Origin of the sequence: Salipiger abyssi (assembly GCF_017311415.1) — a bacterium.
In the GTDB taxonomy this organism is placed as follows: domain Bacteria; phylum Pseudomonadota; class Alphaproteobacteria; order Rhodobacterales; family Rhodobacteraceae; genus Salipiger; species Salipiger abyssi_A.
The window spans coordinates 555,313-576,185 of the sequence record NZ_JAEKIS010000001.1; the positions used below are offsets into that span (position 1 = coordinate 555,313).

Annotated in this window: 20 protein-coding genes; 9 read left to right on the plus strand and 11 right to left on the minus strand. The window is 67.2% G+C overall.

All coding sequences use genetic code 11. From position 1 onward, the window contains the following. Window positions 1-68 precede the first annotated feature (68 nt). The 4 genes from I6N89_RS02610 to I6N89_RS02625 are packed head-to-tail and all read left to right on the plus strand — an operon-like array spanning window position 69 to window position 5,488. Window positions 69-2,921, plus strand: a complete 2,853-nt coding sequence (locus tag I6N89_RS02610; protein ID WP_207016657.1) for a molybdopterin oxidoreductase family protein — start codon at window positions 69-71, stop codon at window positions 2,919-2,921. Further along, entirely contained in the window at window positions 2,918-3,667 is a 750-nt protein-coding gene (locus tag I6N89_RS02615) for a 4Fe-4S dicluster domain-containing protein (protein WP_328805832.1), read from the plus strand. The genes I6N89_RS02610 and I6N89_RS02615 overlap by 4 nt, the downstream gene beginning before the upstream one ends. Further along, window positions 3,668-4,537, plus strand: a complete 870-nt coding sequence (locus I6N89_RS02620) for a dimethyl sulfoxide reductase anchor subunit family protein (protein WP_207016658.1) — start codon at window positions 3,668-3,670, stop codon at window positions 4,535-4,537. Continuing rightward, window positions 4,538-5,488: an ester cyclase gene (locus I6N89_RS02625; protein ID WP_207016659.1), complete on the plus strand. Its 951-nt coding sequence runs from the start codon at window positions 4,538-4,540 to the stop codon at window positions 5,486-5,488. It begins immediately after the preceding gene. Window positions 5,489-5,506: 18 nt separating this feature from the next. Here the strand turns inward: I6N89_RS02625 and I6N89_RS02630 are convergent, their stop codons facing one another. After that, the gene (locus tag I6N89_RS02630) at window positions 5,507-6,067 is read right to left on the minus strand and encodes a hypothetical protein (RefSeq protein ID WP_207016660.1); all 561 of its coding nucleotides are present in this window, start codon (window positions 6,065-6,067) and stop codon (window positions 5,507-5,509) included. A 146-nt stretch (window positions 6,068-6,213) separates the two neighbouring features. On the opposite strand from I6N89_RS02630, the gene I6N89_RS02635 reads away from it, so the two are divergent. Both I6N89_RS02635 and I6N89_RS02640 read left to right on the plus strand, forming a co-directional pair. Beyond that, window positions 6,214-6,480, plus strand: a complete 267-nt coding sequence (locus I6N89_RS02635) for a hypothetical protein (protein ID WP_207016661.1) — start codon at window positions 6,214-6,216, stop codon at window positions 6,478-6,480. Between the two features lie 9 nt (window positions 6,481-6,489). Then, window positions 6,490-7,107: a DUF1523 family protein gene (locus I6N89_RS02640; protein ID WP_207016662.1), complete on the plus strand. Its 618-nt coding sequence runs from the start codon at window positions 6,490-6,492 to the stop codon at window positions 7,105-7,107. A gap of 37 nt (window positions 7,108-7,144) precedes the next feature. On the opposite strand, the gene I6N89_RS02645 is transcribed toward I6N89_RS02640, so the two are convergent. The 3 genes from I6N89_RS02645 to I6N89_RS02655 all read right to left on the minus strand — a co-directional run bounded on the left by I6N89_RS02645 (window position 7,145) and on the right by I6N89_RS02655 (window position 10,442). Continuing rightward, entirely contained in the window at window positions 7,145-8,347 is a 1,203-nt protein-coding gene (locus tag I6N89_RS02645; RefSeq protein WP_207016663.1) for an aminopeptidase P family protein, read from the minus strand. Window positions 8,348-8,595: 248 nt separating this feature from the next. After that, window positions 8,596-8,964 (minus strand): hypothetical protein, encoded by a 369-nt coding sequence (locus I6N89_RS02650; RefSeq protein WP_207016664.1) that lies wholly within the window; start codon window positions 8,962-8,964, stop codon window positions 8,596-8,598. Then, window positions 8,961-10,442: an NAD-dependent succinate-semialdehyde dehydrogenase gene (locus I6N89_RS02655; RefSeq protein ID WP_207016665.1), complete on the minus strand. Its 1,482-nt coding sequence runs from the start codon at window positions 10,440-10,442 to the stop codon at window positions 8,961-8,963. Before I6N89_RS02655 ends, I6N89_RS02650 begins: the two co-directional genes overlap by 4 nt. Window positions 10,443-10,523: 81 nt before the next feature. On the opposite strand from I6N89_RS02655, the gene I6N89_RS02660 reads away from it, so the two are divergent. Further along, the gene (locus I6N89_RS02660; RefSeq protein WP_207016666.1) at window positions 10,524-11,312 is read left to right on the plus strand and encodes an alpha/beta hydrolase; all 789 of its coding nucleotides are present in this window, start codon (window positions 10,524-10,526) and stop codon (window positions 11,310-11,312) included. Window positions 11,313-11,405: 93 nt separating this feature from the next. Then, window positions 11,406-13,565: an esterase-like activity of phytase family protein gene (locus I6N89_RS02665; RefSeq protein ID WP_207016667.1), complete on the plus strand. Its 2,160-nt coding sequence runs from the start codon at window positions 11,406-11,408 to the stop codon at window positions 13,563-13,565. 210 nt (window positions 13,566-13,775) lie between these two features. On the opposite strand, the gene I6N89_RS02670 is transcribed toward I6N89_RS02665, so the two are convergent. From I6N89_RS02670 to I6N89_RS02700, 7 genes are all read right to left on the minus strand, one after another. After that, entirely contained in the window at window positions 13,776-14,249 is a 474-nt protein-coding gene (locus tag I6N89_RS02670; protein WP_207016668.1) for an Hsp20 family protein, read from the minus strand. 143 nt (window positions 14,250-14,392) lie between these two features. Further along, window positions 14,393-15,133 (minus strand): trypsin-like serine peptidase, encoded by a 741-nt coding sequence (locus tag I6N89_RS02675; RefSeq protein ID WP_207016669.1) that lies wholly within the window; start codon window positions 15,131-15,133, stop codon window positions 14,393-14,395. Between the two features lie 80 nt (window positions 15,134-15,213). Further along, window positions 15,214-15,993 (minus strand): trypsin-like serine peptidase, encoded by a 780-nt coding sequence (locus tag I6N89_RS02680; RefSeq protein ID WP_328805833.1) that lies wholly within the window; start codon window positions 15,991-15,993, stop codon window positions 15,214-15,216. 86 nt (window positions 15,994-16,079) lie between these two features. Further along, window positions 16,080-17,372, minus strand: a complete 1,293-nt coding sequence (gene glcF / locus I6N89_RS02685) for a glycolate oxidase subunit GlcF (protein ID WP_207016670.1) — start codon at window positions 17,370-17,372, stop codon at window positions 16,080-16,082. A gap of 8 nt (window positions 17,373-17,380) precedes the next feature. After that, window positions 17,381-17,719, minus strand: coding sequence for a hypothetical protein (locus I6N89_RS02690; RefSeq protein ID WP_207016671.1), 339 nt, complete (start codon window positions 17,717-17,719; stop codon window positions 17,381-17,383). Then, a complete protein-coding gene (locus I6N89_RS02695; protein WP_207016672.1) occupies window positions 17,716-18,825 on the minus strand; it encodes an FAD-binding protein in 1,110 nt (369 codons plus the stop codon). Before I6N89_RS02695 ends, I6N89_RS02690 begins: the two co-directional genes overlap by 4 nt. Window positions 18,826-18,894: 69 nt before the next feature. Further along, window positions 18,895-20,337 carry an FAD-linked oxidase C-terminal domain-containing protein gene (locus I6N89_RS02700; RefSeq protein WP_076698658.1) on the minus strand — a complete coding sequence of 481 codons (1,443 nt, stop codon included), beginning with the start codon at window positions 20,335-20,337 and terminating at the stop codon, window positions 18,895-18,897. A gap of 123 nt (window positions 20,338-20,460) precedes the next feature. Here I6N89_RS02700 and I6N89_RS02705 point away from each other — a divergent pair, with 123 nt between their 5' ends. Continuing rightward, window positions 20,461-20,871 carry a CopD family protein gene (locus tag I6N89_RS02705; protein WP_207016673.1) on the plus strand — a complete coding sequence of 137 codons (411 nt, stop codon included), beginning with the start codon at window positions 20,461-20,463 and terminating at the stop codon, window positions 20,869-20,871. Window positions 20,872-20,873 lie beyond the last annotated feature (2 nt).

The window sequence follows — 20,873 nt, forward strand, 5'->3', positions numbered from 1 at the left end:
ACGGCAATGCCACTGGTCAGCGCCGCGCGGCTGTCCTAGCTTCAGCTCCGAGGAGACCGAGCCACGGCATGACCGACCAGCCCAAGATCGACCTGTCCCCGCGCGTCTCGGACGAGATCCGCAAGACGACCTGCTACATGTGCGCCTGCCGCTGCGGCATCAATGTGCATCTGAAAGAGGGCAAGGTCAGCTATATCGAAGGCAACCGCGACCACCCGATCAATCGCGGCGTGCTCTGCGCCAAGGGGGCCGCCGGGATCAAGCAGGTCACCTCGCCCGCCCGCCTGCGTGCGCCGCTGCGCCGGGTCGGTCCGCGCGGCTCCGGCGAATTCGAGGAAATCAGCTGGGAGGAGGCGCTGGACCTCGCGACCTCCTGGCTGAAACCGCTGCGCGAGACCGCGCCGGAAAAACTCGCCTTCTTTACCGGGCGCGACCAGTCGCAAAGCCTCACCGGCTGGTGGGCGCAGCAATTCGGCACGCCGAACTATGCGGCGCATGGCGGTTTCTGCTCGGTCAATATGGCGGCGGCGGGGATCTATACGCTGGGCGGGTCGTTCTGGGAATTCGGATCGCCGGACTGGGAGCATGCGCAGCTTCTGCTGCTCTTCGGCGTGGCCGAGGATCACGACAGCAATCCGATCAAGATGGGGCTGGCCAAGCTCAAGGCGCGCGGCGCCAGGATCGTCGGGGTGAACCCGATCCGCTCGGGATATAACGCCATCGCCGACGAGTGGATCGGCATCACCCCGGGCACCGACGGGCTCTTCATCCTGTCGCTGGTGCATGAGCTGCTGCGCGCCGGCAAGATCGACCTCGACTTCCTCGCCCGGTTCAGCAACGCGCCGGTGCTGCTGGATTGCGACCCGAAATCGCCGGATCATGGCCTGTTCCTGGGCGACGACGCGGGCCGCCCGCTGGTCATCGATCGCCGCACCGGCAAGCCCGCCCCCTGGGATGGCGAAGGCGTGGAGCCCGATCTGCGCGGCAAGCTGCGCCGCGCCGGTGTCACCCATCGCGCGGTGATGTACGACATCGCCGAGCGCTACCTCGCGCCGGATTACGCGCCGGAAAAGGTGGCCGAGCGTTGCGGCATCGCGCCGGAGCAGATCCGCCGGGTGGCGGCGGAGCTCGCCCGCGCCGCCTTCGACAGCGATGTCACGCTCGATCAGCCCTGGACCGATTTCCGCGGCGTCGCCCACAAGACCATGCCGGGCCGCCCGGTCGCCATGCACGCCATGCGCGGCATCTCGGCCCATGCCAACGGTTTCCAGACCTGCCGCGCGCTGCATCTGCTGCAAACCCTTCTGGGTGCCGTCGAAACCCCCGGCAGCTTCCGCTTCAAACCGCCCTATCCGAAACCCGCCAGCGCGCATCCGAGACCGCATTTCCGCAGCACACCCGGTCAGCCGCTCGACGGCCCGGCGCTGGGCTATCCGCAGGGGCCGGAGGATCTGGCGCTGACCGAGGACGGCGCCCCGGCCCGCATCGACAAGGCCTTCAGCTGGGAAAACCCGCTATCGCCGCACGGGCTCATGCATATGGTGATCTCGAACGCGGCGGCGGGCGATCCCTACCGCATCGACACGCTATTCCTCTACATGGCCAATATGGCCTGGAACTCCTCGATGAACACGCGCGGCACGATGGAGATGCTGACCGCCACCGATGAGGCCGGCGAGTACCTGATCCCGCATGTGATCTATGCCGATGCCTATCGCTCGGAAACCGTCGCCTATGCAGACCTGATCCTCCCCGACACCACCTATCTGGAGCGTCACGACTGCATCTCGCTGCTCGACCGCCCGATCTCCGAGCCCGACGCCGCGGCGGATGCGATCCGCTGGCCGGTGATCGCGCCCGACCGCGACGTGCGGCCCTTCCAGTCGGTGCTGCTGGATCTTGGCGCGCGGCTGGGCCTGCCGGGCATGGTGACCGAGGACGGTGCGCCGAAATACACCGATTACGCCGACTACATCACCAATCACGAGCGCAAGCCCGGCATCGGCCCGCTGGCGGGCTGGCGCATGGGGCCGCAGGGCCTGACCCATGGCAAGGGCGACCCGAACGCGGCGCAGATCGACAGCTATATCGGCAATGGCGGGTTCTTCACCGCGCCGCTGCCCGAGGAGGCCGCCTATTACAAACCCTGGAACCGCGCCTATCAGGACTGGGCGGTCTCGTTCGGGCTCATCGACAAACCGCAGCCCGCGCTGATCCAGCTCTGGTGCGAGCCGCTGCGCCGCTTCCAGCTCGCCGCCGAGGGAAAGCGCGCGCCGCAGCCGCCCGAGGCGCTGCGCGGCCGCATCCGCACCACGCTCGACCCGCTGCCGCTCTGGTACGCGCCGATGTCGGACGCCTTCGAGGACCCGGCGGAATACCCGGTGCATGCGCTCACCCAGCGGCCCATGGCGATGTATCATTCCTGGGGCAGCCAGAACGCCTGGCTGCGGCAGATCCACGGGGTGAACCCGCTCTACCTGCCGACCTATTGGTGGGACAAGCTGGCGCTTTCCGAGGGCGACTGGGTGCGGGTGACTTCCTCGCATGGCGAGATCACCGTGCCCGCCGCGCGTATGGCGGCGCTGAACAAAAATACGGTCTGGACCTGGAACGCCATCGGCAAGCGCAAGGGCGCCTGGGCACTCGACCCCAAGGCCCCCGAGGCCACCAAAGGCTTCCTGCTCAACCACCTCATTCACGAGCTGCTGCCCGCGCGCGGTGACGGCATGCGCTGGAGCAATTCCGATCCGGTCACCGGGCAGGCCGCCTGGTTCGACCTGCGCGTGAAACTGGAAAAATCCGCCGCCCCCGACGAGGCGCAGCCGGTCTTCCCGGTGATCCCGGGCTTTCATCTTTCTGCAAATACTCAAAAAACACCCTCTCCAGAGGCGCAGCCCCCGGACAATGAGGGCACGCCATGACCGACCTGCCCCAGCACAGCGAGAAAAAGCTCGGTCTGGTGATCGACCTCGACACCTGTGTCGGCTGTCACGCCTGTGTCGTGGCCTGCAAGGGCTGGAACGATCAGGCCTATGGCGCGCCGCTGTCGGACAGTGAACCTTACGGCGCCGATCCCTCCGGCGCCTTCCTCAACCGCGTGCACAGCTACGAGGTGCTGCCCGAAACCGGCCCCGCCCAGCATGTGCATTTCCCGAAATCCTGCCTGCATTGCGAGGATGCGCCCTGCGTGCCGGTCTGCCCGACCGGCGCCAGCTACAAGCGTGCCGAGGACGGCATCGTGCTGGTCAATGAAGACGCGTGCATCGGCTGCGGCCTCTGCGCCTGGGCCTGCCCCTATGGCGCGCGGGAAATGGACCCGTCGGCGGGGGTGATGAAGAAATGCACGCTCTGCGTCGACCGGATCTATAACGACGCGCTCCCGGAGGAAGACCGCGAGCCCGCCTGCGTGCGCACCTGCCCGGCAAACGCCCGGCATTTCGGCGATCTCGGCGATCCGGAGAGCGCGGTGTCGCAGCTTGTGGCCGAGCGCGGCGGTATCGACCTGATGCCCGAGCAGGGCACCAGGCCGGTGAACAAATACCTGCCGCCGCGCCCGCGCGACGGCTGGGGCGGGGACACCGATGTGCTGGCGCCCTATCTGGAGCCGGTGGCCGAGGAGCCGGAGGGCTTTCTCGGCTGGCTCGACCGCACGCTGGGGAAGCTCTGAATGCACCCGGCAAAGTCGATCATTCTTTTCACCACGCTCTCGGGGCTCGGCTTCGGGCTGCTGGTCTGGCTGGGTCTCGACCCGACCCCGCCCACCGGCTGGGTCGCCTTTGTCTTCTTCGCCGTCGCCTATGCGCTGGCGCTGGGCGGGCTCGCGGCATCGAGCCGCCATCTGCGGCGCCCGGAGCGTGCGCTCAAGGCGTTTTCGCAATGGCGCAGCAGCTGGCTCTCGCGCGAGGCCTGGGGCGCGCTTCTGGCGCTCAGCGTCATGGCGCTTTACGCGCTCTTGCTGCTTTTCGGCGTGGCCGTGCTGCCGCTGGGCTGGCTGGGCGCGGCGCTATCGCTGGCCACGGTGGGGGCCACGGCGATGATCTATGCACAGCTCAAGACGGTGCCGCGCTGGCACCACTGGTCGACGCCGGCGCTGTTCCTGTCCCTCGCACTGACCGGCGGCGCGCTGCTTTCGGGGCGGGTGCTGGCGGCGAGCCTCTTGCTGATCGTCTCGGGCGCGCTGCAAGCCTGGGTCTGGTGGGATGGCGACAAACGCTTTGCCCGCGCCGGCACGACGCTCTCCAGCGCTACGGGGCTGGGCGAGCGTGGCACGCCGCGGGCGCTGTTTCCGCCGCATACCGGCAGCAATTACCTGCTCGACGAGATGGTCTATGTGGTCGGTCGCCGCCATGCGCAAAAGCTGAGGGTCATTGCGCTGCTGCTCATGGCGCTGCTGCCCTTGATACTGCTGCAACTGCCGCTGCCGCATGTTTTCGGGCTGCTGGCCCTTGTCTCGCACACGGCGGGCGTGCTTGTCTCGCGATGGTTGTTTTTTGCCGAGGCGGAGCACGTCGTCGGCCTGTATTACGGGAGGCGCTGAGTGGGTTTTCTCGCCGGGTTCGATGACCGCTGGCAGGATGCCGCATCCTATCTCGACGCGCTGCGCCATGATCTGGGCGAAGGGCAGCGGCTGGATCTGGTTCCCGAGTATCTCGCCCCGGATGTGGTGGTGCAGGACGGCGCGGCTGTGCTGTCCGGTCCCGAGGCGGTGGGCACCGCGCTCGCGGCGCGGCGGGCGGCGCTGCCGGGACTCTCGCTCTGCGCTGAGGAGACGCTCTGGTCGGCCTCGGCGCCAAACGCCTTTGTCGCGGCGCAGCGCTTCCAGTGCCGGGCGCGGCATGGCGGGCCGGGGCTTTACGGTGCGCCGGGCGGCAGGGCGCTGAGCTATCTGGAGATGAGCGAGAGCTGGTGCGTGTCTGGCGCGTTGCGGGCGCAATGGGTGCTGCGCGACGAACTGGCGATCCTGGCACAGATCGGCGTGACCCCGGAGGAGGGCGCGCGCTGGCGCCTTTCCCAGATGGCAGGGCCGGAGGAACCGCCCGACATGCCCGATCCGGGGCCGGGCAATGACGATGCCTGGGGCCATACGCTGGGCGATCTGGTGCATCGCATCATGAGCGGCGATCTCTCGGTGATCGCGCGGCATTACGATCCGGCGGCAGAGCTGTTCCAGCCCGGCGCCGTCATCGGTCATGGCCCGGCAGAGGCCGAAGCCTTCTGGCTGGGGCTACGCGCTGCGCTGCCCTCGGCACGGTTCGAGGTGCAGCACCTGCTGGGCGCCGAAGAGCATCTGTCGCCGCCGCGCGCCGCGATCCGCTGGGCGCTGACCGGCACACATGACGGGCATGGCGTTTTCGGCAGCCCGAGCGGCGCCGAGGTCACGGTGCTGGGGATGACGCAGGCGGAATTCGGGCCGGACGGGCTGCGCCGGGAATGGACGCTTTACGATGCGCCGGGCGTGCTGGCGCAGATCCTGCGGGCGCGCGGCTGACCGCGCGCCGGGCGCTGTCTACTGGCCAAAGCTCGTCATGGCGTCGAAATCCATCGCTTCGAGCAGCATCTTGCGGGTGTCGGCCTCCGGGCCATCGACTTGGATCAGGATGCGGTTGGCGATCAGCCCCATGGTCTGGTCGTCCTGAAGCGCGAATTTCTGCCGTCCGATGCGGTCGGTCTTGAGCCCCATGGCGCCGGCATTGGTGATCATCGCCGACATGCTGGCCACCATCGGATTGTCGGCAAACATCTGGATGCTGTAGATCGCGCCGTCGGGGTCGGTGTAGTCCGCCTGCGCCGAAACGCCGCCGCCCATCATCGCCATGGCGGCATTGGCCTCGCTGTCGACCTCGCGGCTCCAGCCCTCCGGCGCCTCGGGCAGAAACGCCCCCAGCGCGTCGGTCTTCATCTCGATCAGCTTGGAGCGGGCGAAATCCAGCTCTTCCAGCGCGTATTGCACATCGCCGTCCTCATAGGCCTCGATGGCCGATTGCAGCGTGTCGGTGACCTCGTCGGCCAGCGCCGGCGCGGCGCTCAGCACGGCGAAGGGAAGGGCGAAGATGAAGGAGCGGTGCATGGAAAACCTCTGCCTGCAAATGTGTGAACAGACGGGACCATGCCGGAGCGGGCGCGATGCGGCAAGGTGCGGAAATCCTCACCCGGCGCTTGATTTTCACCGCGCGACCGGTCAGGTGAGATGCGGGTTTGCAGAGGAAAGCGCATATGCTGGCGCTTCTACGATTGCTGGGGATCGGGTTCGTCCTGCTGACGGTGGTCTATGTGGCGCTGTCGCTCTGGTCGCGCTCGGTGCGCCGGCGCAAGCTCGGGCAGGAATGGGACGAGCAACAGGGGCCGGGCGCGCGGCATCGCTTTGTCGAAGAGGGCCTGAAGGACTATGATCACTCCCTGCGGCGCAAGCTCATCCTGGGCGTGTATATCCTGCCGCTTTGCCTTATGGCGCTGATCATCTATCTGACGAATTTTTACTAGGGAACCGACATGCGCTATGTGAAATGGGTCATCATCCTGCTGTTCTGGGCGCTGGTCGCGGCGTTCCTGCATTACACCCTGCCGCAGCACGATATCGCGCGGATCTCGGACACCTACGAGAAACGCATCGACCCGGGCGAGAACCGCTGGTTCTGGTCGCAATCGGCGAGCGGTGAAAGCATGTCTGTCACCGGGCGCGATGTGTTCTTCATCCAGACGCGGCTGAACAACAATGAAGTGATGGTCTATCGCAACGAGGATACCGGCTGGGGCTGGCCGCCCTATTTCAAGTTCGACACCTCGAACCTGCAAGCCGAGGCCGCCGATCTGCGCTCGACCTCGGGCAGCCCGCAATGGGTGGTGATCACCCATTACGGCTGGCGCAACGAATTCCTGTCGATCTATCCCAACGCCATCGGGCTGCGCCCGGTCGAGGGGCCGGATGTGCGCATCATCCCGTGGTTCAACATCATCTTCCTGACGCTGCTGGTGGCGATCTGCTGGGCGATCTATGTGCGCTGGCGCCGCTTCCGCGAGGCCCGCATCGATCCGGTTTTCGAGGAGATGGGCGACAATCTCGACGATGCCGGCGGCTGGCTGAAGGGCCTCTTCGGGCGCAAGCGCTAAGCGCGGGCAAGGGTGGGCAGATTGCCCACCCTACGGGTCAGCCGACCACGTTGAATTCCGGTCCGTAAGGATAGCCGGTGATGTTCTCGTTGCCGTCCTCGGTGATCACCAGAATGTCGTGCTCGCGATAGCCGCCGGCGCCCGGTGTGCCCTCGGGCAGCGTCAGCATCGGCTCCATCGAGATCACCATGCCCGGCTCAAGCACCGTGTCGATATCCTCGCGCAGCTCCAGCCCGGCCTCGCGCCCGTAGTAATGCGACAGCAGGCCGAAGCTGTGGCCATAGCCGAAGGTGCGGTACTGCAGCAGGTCGCGCTCGGCGAAGAAGGCGTTGATCTGCTCGGTGACGGCGGCGCAGCTGACCCCCGGTTTCAGCAGGCTCATGCCATATTCATGCGCCGCGACATTGGCTTCCCAGATCTTCAGCGAGGCGGCATCGACTTCTTCCACGAACATGGTGCGCTCCAGCGCCGTGTAATAGCCCGAGATCATCGGGAAGGCGTTGAGCGACAGGATATCGCCACGCTCCAGCACCCGGGCCGTGACCGGGTTATGGGCGCCGTCGGTGTTGATGCCGGACTGGAACCAGACCCAGGTGTCGCGATACTCGGCCTCGGGAAAGCGTTTGGCGATTTCCAGCTCCATCGCGTCGCGGCCCGCCATGGCCACGTCGATCTCTCGCACGCCGGCGCGCACCGCGTCACGGATCGCGTAGCCGCCGATATCGGCGACCTGCGCGCCCGCGCGGATCAGCGCGATCTCGGCGGGAGATTTGTGCATCCGCTGGCGCATGGTGGCCCCCGCGATGTCGACGGTGACCGCTGGCGACAGGAAATCCTCCAGCAGCTCGCGCTGCGCCAGCGTCAGGTGATCGGCCTCGTAGCCGATGGATTTGCCCTCGCCGGTGACCGAGAGGATGGCGCGCCAGTAATTGTGCCGCGCCCAGTCGGTGTAGGTGATGTTGTCGCCATGACAGCGCCGCCAGGGCTGCGCGGCGTCGATCCCCGCCGAGATCGTGACGCTTTCTGTTTCGGTTACCACCAGCGCATAGGGGCGGCCGAAGCTGCAATAGAGAAAGCCCGAGTAATAGGCGATATTGTGCATCGAGGTCAGCACGCAGGCGGCGACGCCGGCCTCGTCCATGAGCGCGCGCAGCCCGGCGAGGCGGGTATCGTATTCCTCTGGCGCAAAGGGCAGCACGCGCTGGCCCTGATGAAAGCGGTAGAATGCGGGACGGTCCATATCGGCCCTCCTTTGAAATCGCGGAGGGCCGGACCCGACCCTGCCGCAGTGGCAAAGCAAGGTCCCGGCGTTCAGGACGGATGGAACGGGCGTGCCTTGCGCGGCACCGGCGACGCCATCGCCTGCCCGACATGGACGATGCTGCGTCGCGCGCGATTTGGCAAGGGGGGGCCTGCGGCCCGGCAATGTGCCGCGTGGCGGGACCGGACGCCTCCGGCGGGAGTATTTTCCGGAAACATGAAGGCGTGTCAGGGACGCCCGAACCAGAGCTTGTATTGCAGCCGGGCGCCTTCGCGTGCCGCGAGGCGCAGCTTGCTCTGGAACAGGATAAACGCCTTATGCGGGTCGCGGTGATCGTCCCAGTTCTCGCCGGGCGCATCGGCGCCGAGGATTTCCCAGGAAATATCGCGGGGCGGCTCGTGCATGGTGAAGGCCGCCGCCTCCATCAGCCGGATGCCTTCGCCATGCGTGAGGGCAAAGCGCGCCAGCGCTTCGGCCTGTTCGGGGCGCAGCCAGGGCGTGCCGCCACCGGTCCGCGCCGCCGCAAGCCAGGCGAGGAGCTGCTCCTCGCCCGGGGTCGGGTCGGGCGCGAGAAAATCCTCGCGCGCCGGGCTCATACGCTCATGCAGACGTATTTCATTTCAAGGAAATCCTCGATGCCGTGATGGCTGCCTTCACGGCCGAGACCCGACTGCTTGACGCCGCCGAAGGGCGCCACCTCGGTCGAGATGATGCCTGTGTTGACGCCGACGATGCCGTATTCCAGCGCCTCGGCGACCTTGTAGACCCGGCTCAGATCCTTGGCATAGAAATACGAGGCCAGACCGAAGATCGTGTCATTGGCGAGCTCGATCACGTCGTCTTCGGTCTCGAACTTGAAGAGCGGTGCCAGCGGGCCGAAGGTCTCGTCGGTGGAGAACAGCATGTCCCTGGTGGCGCCGGTGACGATGGTCGGCTCGATGAAATTGCCCGCGCCCTGAAGCACGTCGCCGCCGCCCAGGATCACCTCGGCGCCCTTGGATTTGGCATCGGCGATATGCTGCTGCACCTTCTCGATCGCCTCGGTGGTGATCAGCGGACCGAGGTCAGTGCCCTCTTCCAGCCCGTCGCCGACCTTCATCTTTGCGACCGCCGCCTTCAGTTTCTCGGCAAAGGCGTCATAGACCCCGGCCTGCACATAGATGCGGTTGGCGCAGACGCAGGTCTGACCGTTGTTGCGGAACTTGCACATGATGGCGCCTTCCACGGCGGCATCCAGATCGGCGTCGTCGAACACGATGAAGGGCGCGTTGCCGCCCAGCTCCATCGAGCATTTCATCACCTGATCGGCGGCCTGGCGCAGCAGGATGCGGCCCACCTCGGTCGAGCCGGTGAAGGTGATCTTGCGCACCTTGGGGTTCTCGCAGAATTCCTTGCCGACCTCGGAGGCGCTCGACGAGGGCACCACGTTGAACACGCCCGCCGGAATGCCGGCGCGTTCGGCCAGCACCGCCAGCGCGATGGCCGAGAGCGGCGTCTCAGAGGCCGGGCGCGCGACAAAGGCGCAGCCCGCGGCCAGCGCCGGGGCGGCCTTGCGGGTGATCATCGCATTGGGGAAGTTCCACGGCGTGATCGAGGCGGCGACGCCGATGGGTTGCTTGATCACGGTGATGCGCTTGTCGCGCTGATGGCCGGGGATGGTCTCGCCATAGATGCGCTTGGCCTCTTCACCGAAGAATTCGATGAAGCTGGCGCCATAGGCGATCTCGCCCACGGCCTCGTTGAGCGGCTTGCCCTGTTCGGCGGTCAGGATGATGCCCAGATCCTTCTGGTTCGCCATCATCAGGTCGAACCATTTGCGCAGCGCCTGCGCGCGTTCCTTGCCGGTCCAGGAGGCCCATTCCTTCTGCGCGGCATAGGCGGCGTCGATCGCGGCCCCCACCTGCGCGCGCGACAGGTCGGCAACCTCGGCGATCACGTCGCCACGGGCCGGGTTGGTCACCTCGAAAGTGCCGGTGTCGCCGTCGATCCAGGCGCCGTTCACGTAGCCTTGGGTCTTCAGGAGGCTCGGATCGTCGAGAAGGGTGGCAAGGTTTGTGGCGGTGTGATCCAGCATGAGATCCTCCTAGAATTTCTCTGTGGTACAGGGCAGACCATCGGATAAGACGAAAGTCTAGCGCAAGAGGGGAGAAAAACCATGGACCTCAGCGATACCTATGCCAACGCCCCGCATATCCTCGATGCGGATCAATACCCTCCGCGCTGGGCAGCGTCGGCCGCTGCCTATCGTGACGAGATGACCGCGCGCGGTCGGCTGCGCGCGGGGCTTCCCTATGGCGCGGGCACACGCGAGGCCTTCGATCTGTTCCTGCCCGAGGGTCGGGCAAAGGGGCTCGCGATGTTTGTGCATGGCGGGTTCTGGCTGGCCTTCGGGCGCGAGGACTGGTCGCATCTGGCGGCAGGGCCGGTGGCGCGGGGCTGGGCGGTGGCGCTGCCCTCCTACGATCTTTGCCCGGCGGTGCGGATCTCGCAGATCACCACCCAGGTCGCGCGGGCGGTGACGGCGGCAGCGGCGGAGGTGGCGGGGCCGATCCGGCTGGCCGGGCATTCGGCGGGCGGGCATCTGGTGGCGCGCATGCTGGCGCCGGGGATGCTGCCCGAGGCGGTGGTGGCGCGGCTCGCGCATGTCATGCCGATCTCGCCGCTGTCGGATCTGCGGCCGCTGATGCAGACGGGCATGAACGAAAAATTCGGCCTCGACGCGGCGGAGGCCTGGGCCGAGAGCCCGATCGCGATGCCGGCGCCGGAGCTGCCGGTGACGGTCTGGGTCGGCTCGGAGGAGCGCCCGGCCTTTCTCGATCAGGCGCGCTGGCTGGCCGAGGCCTGGGGATGCGGGCTGGTGGAAGAGCCCGGCCGGCATCATTTCAACGTCATCGATGGGCTGACCGACCCCGAAAGCGCCATGACCGGCGCTTTGCTGGCATAGGTGCGGCACGCTTTCGCAAATCTGTAACCGGTCTGTCACGCGGACGTTACCCTCCGGGCTCAAGGCGATGCCGGAACCAACAGGGGGACCCTCATGACATTCCGCACGATCTGCCTCACCTCGGTGCTGGCGCTGTCGGCGCACGCCGCCGCCGCCGAGATGAGCTTCAACCGCATCGCGTCCTTTGCCACGCCGCGCAACATGGCGCCGGGCGAAGACACCGCCCGCGTGACCTCTGCCGAGATCATCTATGCCACCGAAGACGGCAATACGCTGGTCTATACCGACAGCCCGCTGGGCGTGATCGGCCGTATCGACATCACCGACGCCGCCAACCCGCAGCCGCTGGGCAATGTCGACATGGGCGGCGAGCCGACCTCGGTCGCGATCTCCGGCACCACCGCCTTTGTCGGCGTGAACACCTCGGAAAGCTACACCGCGCCCTCGGGCAAGCTGGTGGTGCTCGACGCGCTGTCGGGTGAGGTTGCTGGCGAATGCGATCTCGGCGGCCAGCCGGATTCGGTGGCGCTGGCGCAGGACGGCAGCTTTGTCACCATCGCCATCGAGAACGAGCGCGACGAGGATCTGGGCGACGGCCGCGTGCCGCAGATGCCCGCCGGCTATGTGGCGATCCTCGATGTCGCCGACGGCATGGCGCAATGCGACAGCCTGGTCAAAGCCGATGTGACCGGCCTTGCCGAGATCGCGCCGGAAGATCCCGAGCCGGAATTCGTCGATGTGAACGGTCTGGGCGAGATCGTCGTGACGATGCAGGAAAACAACCACATGGTGGTGCTGAACAAGGCGGGCGAAGTGCTGTCGCATTTCTCCGCCGGCAGCGTGGACCTGACCGGGATCGACGCCACCGACGAGCGCGGCGCGCTGATCTTCACCGAGAGCCAGGAAGGCCGCCTGCGCGAGCCCGACTCGGTGCAGTGGATCGACGACGACCATTTCGCCATCGCCAACGAGGGCGACATGGATGGCGGCTCGCGCGGCTTCACCATCTTTGCCAAGGACGGCACCGAGGTCTATGAGAGCGGCAACAGCTTCGAACACGCGGTGATCCAGGTCGGCCACTATCCGGACAAGCGCTCCGACGCCAAGGGCGCCGAGCCCGAAGGCATGGAGTTCGCCACCTTCGGCGATACGCCCTATCTCTTCGTGATGTCCGAGCGCGGCTCGGTTGTCGGCGTCTATGACGCGACCGATCCGGCCAGCCCGGTGCTGACCCAGATGCTGCCCTCGGGCATCGCTCCGGAAGGCGCCGTGGCGATCCCCAGCCGCAATCTCTTTGTCACCGCGAACGAGGAAGATCTGGTCGAGGATGGCGGCGTGCGCGCCCATGTCATGCTCTACGACTATGCCGAAGGTCCGGCGCAGTACCCGACGCTGACCTCCGAGGGTGCCGACGAGCTGATCGGCTGGGGTGCGATCTCGGGCATGGTCGCGGGCGATGACGGCATGCTCTATGCGGTCAATGACAGCTTCTACGGCTATCAGCCGACGATCTTCACCATCGACCCCTCGGCGACCCCCGCACGCATCACCGCCGCCACCCGCGTCACCCGCGCGGGCTATCCGGCGCAGAAGCTCGATCTCGAAGGCATCACCACCGACGGCGAAGGCGGGTTCTGGCTGGCCTCCGAAGGCCGCACCGACCGGGTGATCCCGCACGCGCTCTACCATGTGAACGCCGAGGGCGAGATCCAGGAAGAGGTGGGTCTGCCCGCCGAGCTGATGGCGGTGGAAAAGCGCTTTGGCTTCGAAGGCGTGACCATGATCGACGGCACGCTCTGGATGGCGGTGCAGCGTGAATGGGGCGACGATCCGAAGGATCACGTCAAGCTCGTCTCCTACAACCCGGCCAGCAAGGAATGGGGTGCCGTGCTCTATCCGAAGGCCGCGCCGGCCAAGGGCTGGGTCGGTCTCTCCGAGATCGTCGCGCATGGCGATTATGTCTATGTGGTCGAGCGCGACAACCAGATCGGCGCCGATGTGGTGACCAAGAAGATCTACCGCATTCCGCTGGCCGAGATGGCGCCTGCGGCGCTGGGCGGCGAGCTGCCGGTGGTGTCGAAGGAAGAGGTCCGCGACCTGATCCCCGACCTGCAAGGCTGGAACGGCTTTGTGGTCGACAAGGTCGAGGGTCTGGCGATCACCGGGGACGGCACCGCCTATGTCTCGACCGACAACGATGGCGTCGATGACAGCTCGGGCGAGACCTTCTTCTGGTCGTTCAAGCTGGACTGATCGTCTCAGAGCCATGACACCGGAGCGCCCCGCAGGATCCCGCGGGGCGTTTTGCGTTGGTGCATGTGCAGAGCGCGAGGTCCCGGGTCAAGCCCGGGACAGGGAGAGCCCACCGCCCCGGACCTGATCCGGGGGCTCACCGCAAACCGCCCCGCACAAACGAAAAAGCCCCGGCAGCGCGCCGGGGCTTCGCGGTTGACCGGGACGGGGTCAGTTCACCGTCTTGGCGTCCACCACATCCTTTTCGACACGCGGCTCCTCTCCCCGCGCGATGGCGATGCGGCGCGGCTTCAGCGCTTCGGGAATCTCGCGCTTGAGGTCGATATGCAGCATGCCGTTCTCATGCGTGGCGCCGGTGACGCGCACATGATCGGCCAGCGTAAAGCGGCGCTCGAAGGCGCGGGTGGCGATGCCGCGATGCAGATAGGTCTTGGCCTCGTCCTCACCCGCCTTGCGGGCGGAGACGACGAGCTGATGCTCCTTCAGCTCCACCGACAGGTCGGCATCCGAGAAACCGGCCACGGCGATCGAGATGCGCCAGGCATCGTCGGCGGTCTTTTCGATATTGTAGGGAGGGTAGCTGGGCTGGGCGACGTCGCTGGACAGGGCCCGGTCCATCAGGTCGGCGATCTGGTCGAAGCCGACGGTTGCGCGGTAAAGCGGTGCGAAATCAAAGTGACGCATGGGTCATCCTCCATTGAGCGATACCATATGTGATGCGCCTTCCCGGCATGGGACAGGCGGCTTTGCCTTGACCGGAGCCCTGCTGAGGCACCCCGGGTGCGATTTAGGTGGGGAGGGGTTTCGGGGGTTTCAAGCCCCGCCCGTCAGGGCCGGACGAAGCGCGCGCCGATATCCTGCCTTGCGCCGCCGCCCACGGTGATGCGCCGTGCCCCGGCGGTGACCTTGGGGCGGGCATCCTCGCGGTTCAGCCGTCCGGAGAGTTCGGGCACGAAGGCCTGTAGGCTGGGCCCGAAGGCCTCGCCCGCATCCGTGCCCGACGAGATCACAGACAGGATACGCAAACGTCCGTTCTCGCGTACGAAGACCGGGGCGCCAGACGAGCCGAAGGTCACGTCGCAATCGAAGCCCAGGATATCGCCGCGATAACGCTGGGTCATCTGACAATCGGGCTCGCGCGAGAGCACTTCCTCGCGCCCGCGCCCATAGGAGACGACGCTGACATCGGTGCCCTCGGCGGGCACCTCATGCACCCGGAACGGATCCGCTTCGGCGCTCGCCACCGGCGCTTCGAGTTTGAGCAGCGCGACATCGCTCGAGACTGCCTCGGTTCGGGTGGCCGAGCCCTTGCTGCGCATCACCGCCTCGTAGCGCTCCGGCACCACCCAGCGCAGCACGCGCCGGGCGGTGATCTCGGAGCCGCGATGATAGCCGGCGCGAAACACCATGCCCCGGGCGGGCCGTGGTGCGCCGGTTTTGGCATCGAAGACGCAATGCGCCGCCGTCAGCACCAGATCGCGCCCGATCAGCGCGCCGGTGCAGAAGCCGCCGGGCAGGTCGAGCCGCCCGACCGCCTCCCAGCCGAGCAGCTCGCCGCGGTTGTCCATGACGTCGAAGGCCGTGCGCTGCTGCGCCTCGGCGGCGGGCAGCGCGGCGCAGAGCGCGAGGCCGAACGCGGCGAGATATCTCAGGGACGGATGAATTTCGCCCCCGTTTCCCGCCGCATCCCTGCGGCGACCGTCTCGCGCACCGATTCCACCGACATGGCGTCGCGCAGCGTGGCGAGCGAGCTGTCGAGCTCGGCCCCCAGCGAGACCGGCATGCCTTCGGCATCGGCCTTGGCCGAGATCACCGAGACGATGCGCGGCGTGCCGTCCTCGAAGGAAAAGACCGGCGAGCCGGAGCTGCCGAAATCCACCTGACAGGAGAGCACGAAGGCGCGTTCCTGCCGGTCGAGCACATTACAAAGGCCCTGGAGCGAGGGCGCCTCGGAGCGGTCATGCGCGTAGGAGACCACGCTGACCTCGGCGCCGCGCCGCGGATGCGGGCCGGTCTGGAACGGCGTGATCGTGGTGTTGCGGATCGGCAGTTGCAGCTCGATCAGCGCGATATCCCTGCCGACGCGGTCGGCGCTGGCGGGCGCGTTGAAATCATAGTCGGGATGCGCCATGGCGCGGCGCACCCGGCGATAGGCCGAGGCGCGACCGCTGCGCCAGCCGGCGAGAAACTGGATGTCCTCCACCGCGACCGGCGCGCCGCTGGCGCTGTCATAGAGGCAATGCGCGGCGGTCAGCACCAGGTCGGGCGCGATCAGCGCGCCGGTGCAAAAGGCCTTGCCCGCCAGTTCCAGCCGGCCCACCGCCTCCCATTCGCGGCCGTCCTCACGGCTCTGCATCGAGAACAGCCCGCCATCGGCATGCGCCGCCGACGTCAGGCAAATCGCCAGAATTGCCAGAAATACCCGCACCGTCTTCCCCTCTGTCGTGCGACGGGGATAAAGGCGAGATTTGTCAAAAATTGGGCAGATGCGCCGCTTTCGGGTCTGACGCGGCGTTATCCCGCCGCGCCGAGCGCGCGCGGTTTCGGCCCGCCGGTCGCCCAGTCGAGCAGCTCGACCGTATGCACCACGGGCACGTCGGTGCCAGAGCCGATCTGCATCATGCAGCCGATATTGCCCGCCGCGATTATATCCGGGGCCTTGGCCTCCAGCGTGCGGATCTTGCGGGTTTTCAGCTGCCCGGAGATTTCGGGCTGCAACAGATTGTAGGTGCCGGCGCTGCCGCAGCAGAGATGGCTGTCGGCGGGCTCCACCACCTCGAATCCCGCGCGTTTCAGCAGGGTCTTGGGGTGGGTCTTGATCTTCTGCCCGTGTTGCAGCGAGCAGGCGGCGTGATAGGCGACGCGCGTGTCCTTCGCGGCGCCCTCCGGCAGCTCCAGCGTCATCAGCAGTTCGCTGATATCCATGGCCCGCTCGGAGACCCGCGCCGCGTCGGCGGCGAGCGGCTCGTTGCGGAACATATGGCCGTAATCCTTCACCGTGGTGCCACAGCCGCTGGTGTTGATGACGATGGCGTCGAGCCCCTCGCCGTCGATCTCGTCACACCAGGCGCGGATATTGCGCGCGGCGGAGGCGTGGCTGTCGTCTTCCTTGCCCATGTGATGGGTCAGCGCGCCGCAGCAGCCGGCGCCCTTCGCCACCACCACCTCGCAGCCGAGCCGGGTGAGCAGCCGGATCGTGGCGTCGTTGATATCGGTGTTGAGCGCCTTCTGCGCGCAGCCGGTCATCAGCGCCACGCGCTTCTTGCGCGGCGCACTGGGCGCAAAGCTCTGCGGATCGTCGTTGCGGCTGACCGGCGGGATGGTCTTCGGCGCCATATCGAGCATGGCGCGCAGCCGCGCATCGGGCATCAGACGCCTGAACGGCTGGCCGAGCTTGGCGCCCAGCAGCGCCAGCCGGAACCGCCCGGGATAGGGGATGATCCGCGCCAGCAGCCAGCGCAGGGCGCGGTCGCTCCACGGGCGCTGATAGCGTTTCTCGATATAGGCGCGGGCGTGATCGACCAGATGCATGTAATGCACGCCCGAGGGGCAGGTGGTCATGCAGGCGAGGCAGCTCAGGCAGCGGTCGATATGTTTGACCGTCTTCTCGTCCGGATCGCGGTCGTTCTCCAGCATGTCCTTGATCAGGTAGATGCGCCCGCGCGGGGAATCCAGCTCGTCGCCCAGCACCTGATAGGTCGGGCAGGTGGCGGTGCAGAAGCCGCAGTGCACGCAGGCGCGCAGGATCTCGTTGGCGCGCGCGATGCCGGGCTCTTGCAGTTGCTCTTCGGTGAAATTGGTCTGCATCTCGGCTCTCAGGACATCAGCATCCGGGCGGTGGCGAGCCCGAACCAGGGAAGGGTGGTGACCAGCAGGCCGATGATGGTGACGCCGCGCCGCAGCTGGGGCACGCGGCGGTGCAGGGTCAGCGCCAGCATGGCGATGGCGAGCACCCAGGCGAACCAGAGCAGCGCCAGCGCGGCAAAGAGCATGCCGCCCGCCTGCAACCAGATCGCCGCCAGTGCCGCGGCAACGACCCCCAGCGCCAGCGACAGCAGCAGGGCCAGCGACTGGCCGAGCTGGAGGATCAGCGCAAAGAGCAGCGGCCCGGCGACAAAACAGAGGGTGAAGACGGTGAGGGTTTCCGGCGTCATGCCATAAGCCCCGGATTCAGCACGCCCCGCGGGTCGAACCGTGCACGCAGGCCCTGGCTCAGCGCCGCCACCGGCGCCGGTTCGGGCTGGAAGACCGGGCTTTCGCCCTCGCCGCGCACCCTTGTGGCGTGGCCGCCGAAGGCGCCCAGCCGGGCTCGGGCATCGCTGCCCTCGGGCAGCAGCGCCCAGATCAGCCCGCCGCCCCAGTCGAAGAGCGTGGCCTCCGCCCCGAGCCGCGCCGCCAGTTCCGGCCCGTCCGAAGGTTTGCACGAGATCCGCCAGACATCGCCGGCGCGGGTATGAAACGGCGCCACGTCACGGATATCGCGCCAGAGCGCGGCGTTGCGCTCCGGGTCGGTCTCGATCCGCACCGCGCTGCCGGCGAAGAGATCGCGCAGCCGCCCGGCGCGATAGGCGACCGACTCGGCAAAGCCCTCGACCCGCAGCAGCGTCAGCGGCGCGCCCTCCGGGCCCTCGGGCAGATGCGCCGCGCCGGAAATGTCGAAGGGCGATCCCAGCGCCCGCGCCATCGCGTCGGTGGCCGCCCCTTGCGTCAGCCCGTCCAGCAGCACGCTCGCCACCGCCTCGGGCTTCGGCAGCACCTTGAAGGCGACCTCGGTCAGCACCCCCAGCGTGCCCCAGCTTCCGGCCATGAGCTTGACCAGATCGTAGCCGGTGACGTTCTTCATCACCCGCCCGCCATTGCGCAGGATCTGGCCAGCCCCGTCGACAAAGCGCACGCCCAGCATGTAATCGCGGCAGGCGCCGGCCTGCACCCGGCGCGGCCCCGAGGCATTTGCCGCCGCCATGCCGCCCACGGTTGGCGCGCCTGTCGTGCCAAGCAGCCCGCGATGATCCATCGGCTCGAAGGGCAGGCGCTGGCCCTCGGCCTCCAGCGCCGCCTCGATCTCGGCCAGCGGCGTGCCGGCCCTGGCCACCAGCGTCAGCGCGCCGGGCTCGTAAAGCACGATGCCCGACAGCCCGCCGGTTTCCAGCACCTCGCCGGTGCTCCACCCGATGGCCCGCGTGCCGCCGCCGCGCAGCCGCAAGGGCCCCGATGCCGCCTTGATCGTCTCGGCCAGCTCTGCCTCTGTCTCAGGTCTCATGTGTTTCCATTGGCTCTAAATATCCCGGGGAGTCCCGGCCCCGGCCGGGACGGGGCAGCGCCCCAAATCTCACTCCGCTGCCACCACGCGCCGCGCCGCCGACACGTCCAGCGGAAACACCTTGGCGGGGTTCAGCAGCCATTCGGGGTCGAACACGTCCTTGACCGCCATCTGCACCTCCAGATCCGCCGCGCCGTATTGCACGGTCATCAGGTCGCGCTTTTCGATCCCCACACCGTGCTCGCCGGTCAGGCAGCCGCCGACCTCGACACAAAGCTTGAGGATTTCCGCGCCGAAGCGCTCGCAGAGCTCCAGATCGCCGGGCTTGTTGGCGTCGAAGAGGATCAGCGGGTGCATATTGCCATCGCCCGCGTGGAACACATTGGCCACGCCCAGCCCGAACTCCGCCGACATCTCGCCGATGCGCCGCAGCACAAGCGGCAGCGCCGAGACCGGGATCGTGCCGTCGAGACACATGTAATCGTTGATCTGGCCCATGGCGCCGAAGGCGCTCTTGCGGCCGAGCCAGATCCGCGCCGCCTCGTCGGCATCCTGCGCTTCGCGCAGCTCCACCGGATCGTGGCGGCGGGCGATTTGCAGGATCAGCCCGAGCTGTTCGGCGATCTCGGCCTCCGAGCCCTCGACCTCGACGATCAGCAGCGCCTCGCAGTCGGGATAGCCGGCATGGGCAAAGGCCTCGCAGGCCTCGATACAGGGGCGGTCCATGAATTCGATCGCCACCGGCAGCACGCCGGCCTTGATGATGTCCGACACGCATTCGCCGGCCACCTCGTTCGAGCCGAAGCCCATCAGCACCGGGCGCGCGCCCTCGGGTTTGCGCAGGATGCGCAGGGTCGCCTCGGTCACCACGCCGAGCTGGCCTTCGGAGCCGCAGACCACCCCCAGCAGGTCGAGCCCGCCGGCATCGAGATGCGCGCCGCCCAGCTCGATTACAGTGCCGTCCATCAGCACCATGGTGACGCCCAGCAGGTTGTTGGTTGTGACGCCGTATTTCAGGCAATGCGCACCGCCGGAATTCATCGCGATATTGCCGGCGATGGCGCAGGCGAGCTGCGACGAGGGGTCGGGGGCGTAGAAGAATTCCTCCTCCTCGACGGCGCCGCTGACCGAGAGGTTCGTGCGCCCGGTCTGCACCCGGATGAAGCGGTTGGCGTAATCGGTTTCCAGCACCTCGTTCATCCGCGCCACGCCCAGGATCACTGAATCCGCCGTCGGCAGCGCGCCGCCCGCCAGCGAGGTGCCCGAGCCGCGCGGCACCACCGGCACGCCCTCCTCGTGGCAGATCGTCAGCACCGCCGAGACCTCTTCGGTGCTTGCAGGCAGCACGGCGCAGAGCGGCGGGCAGCGATAGGCGGTGAGCGCGTCGCATTCATAGGCGCGGGTCTCGGCGGGGTCTTCGATCACCGCGTCATCCGGCAGCACGGCGCGCAGCCGCGCCACGATCTGCGCCTTGCGCGACAGCACGCGCGTATCCGGTTCCGGCATCTGCATCGGATGGCCCTCCCTGCGAAATTGGTAAAATCATATAACCAATTCGACCCGGATGCCAGAGCTTTTCCCCTGCGCGCCCGCGCCGCCTTGCGTCTTGCCGCGAAAAGATAGCACTACTGGCGCATGGACTGGGTTAAGATCATTCATATTCTCTGCGTCATGGGCTGGATGACCTCCATCTTCGCCGTGCCGCGCGCGCTGATCTACTGGAAGCGCGAATACACGCGGCTGGACGAGTTCGGCCCGCTGGGCGACCTGACGATCCGGCTTTACCGGTTCTCCGCCGGGCTGGCGGTGATCGCGGTGATCACCGGGCTGTGGCTCGGCTGGTTCTGGGACTGGGCCGGCTGGGTGCATCTCAAGATCGCGCTGGTGGCGCTTCTGGCGGTGCATTACGTCTGGACCGGCCGGATGGTGATGCGGGCCCGGCGCGGGCTCTTCCGGGAATCCGAGCTGTTCCTGCGCATCTTCAACGAAATCAGTGTGCTCGGCGTCATCGCGGTCCTCTGGGTCGTGGTGGTCAAGCCGTTCTGAGC

Excerpts from the sequence above, each read along its gene's own strand:
- I6N89_RS02615 (WP_328805832.1), top strand. The coding sequence starts at position 2,918 with ATGACCGACCTGCCCCAGCACAGCGAGAAAAAGCTCGGTCTGGTGATC.
- I6N89_RS02675 (WP_207016669.1), bottom strand. The coding sequence starts at position 15,133 with ATGGACAACCGCGGCGAGCTGCTCGGCTGGGAGGCGGTCGGGCGGCTC.
- I6N89_RS02655 (WP_207016665.1), bottom strand. The coding sequence starts at position 10,442 with ATGCTGGATCACACCGCCACAAACCTTGCCACCCTTCTCGACGATCCG.
- I6N89_RS02660 (WP_207016666.1), top strand. The coding sequence starts at position 10,524 with ATGGACCTCAGCGATACCTATGCCAACGCCCCGCATATCCTCGATGCG.
- I6N89_RS02630 (WP_207016660.1), bottom strand. The coding sequence starts at position 6,067 with ATGCACCGCTCCTTCATCTTCGCCCTTCCCTTCGCCGTGCTGAGCGCC.
- I6N89_RS02620 (WP_207016658.1), top strand. The coding sequence starts at position 3,668 with ATGCACCCGGCAAAGTCGATCATTCTTTTCACCACGCTCTCGGGGCTC.
- I6N89_RS02665 (WP_207016667.1), top strand. The coding sequence starts at position 11,406 with ATGACATTCCGCACGATCTGCCTCACCTCGGTGCTGGCGCTGTCGGCG.
- I6N89_RS02705 (WP_207016673.1), top strand. The coding sequence starts at position 20,461 with ATGGACTGGGTTAAGATCATTCATATTCTCTGCGTCATGGGCTGGATG.
- I6N89_RS02695 (WP_207016672.1), bottom strand. The coding sequence starts at position 18,825 with ATGAGACCTGAGACAGAGGCAGAGCTGGCCGAGACGATCAAGGCGGCA.
- I6N89_RS02645 (WP_207016663.1), bottom strand. The coding sequence starts at position 8,347 with ATGGACCGTCCCGCATTCTACCGCTTTCATCAGGGCCAGCGCGTGCTG.
- I6N89_RS02670 (WP_207016668.1), bottom strand. The coding sequence starts at position 14,249 with ATGCGTCACTTTGATTTCGCACCGCTTTACCGCGCAACCGTCGGCTTC.
- I6N89_RS02650 (WP_207016664.1), bottom strand. The coding sequence starts at position 8,964 with ATGAGCCCGGCGCGCGAGGATTTTCTCGCGCCCGACCCGACCCCGGGC.
- I6N89_RS02635 (WP_207016661.1), top strand. The coding sequence starts at position 6,214 with ATGCTGGCGCTTCTACGATTGCTGGGGATCGGGTTCGTCCTGCTGACG.
- glcF (WP_207016670.1), bottom strand. The coding sequence starts at position 17,372 with ATGCAGACCAATTTCACCGAAGAGCAACTGCAAGAGCCCGGCATCGCG.
- I6N89_RS02610 (WP_207016657.1), top strand. The coding sequence starts at position 69 with ATGACCGACCAGCCCAAGATCGACCTGTCCCCGCGCGTCTCGGACGAG.
- I6N89_RS02640 (WP_207016662.1), top strand. The coding sequence starts at position 6,490 with ATGCGCTATGTGAAATGGGTCATCATCCTGCTGTTCTGGGCGCTGGTC.
- I6N89_RS02690 (WP_207016671.1), bottom strand. The coding sequence starts at position 17,719 with ATGACGCCGGAAACCCTCACCGTCTTCACCCTCTGTTTTGTCGCCGGG.
- I6N89_RS02700 (WP_076698658.1), bottom strand. The coding sequence starts at position 20,337 with ATGCAGATGCCGGAACCGGATACGCGCGTGCTGTCGCGCAAGGCGCAG.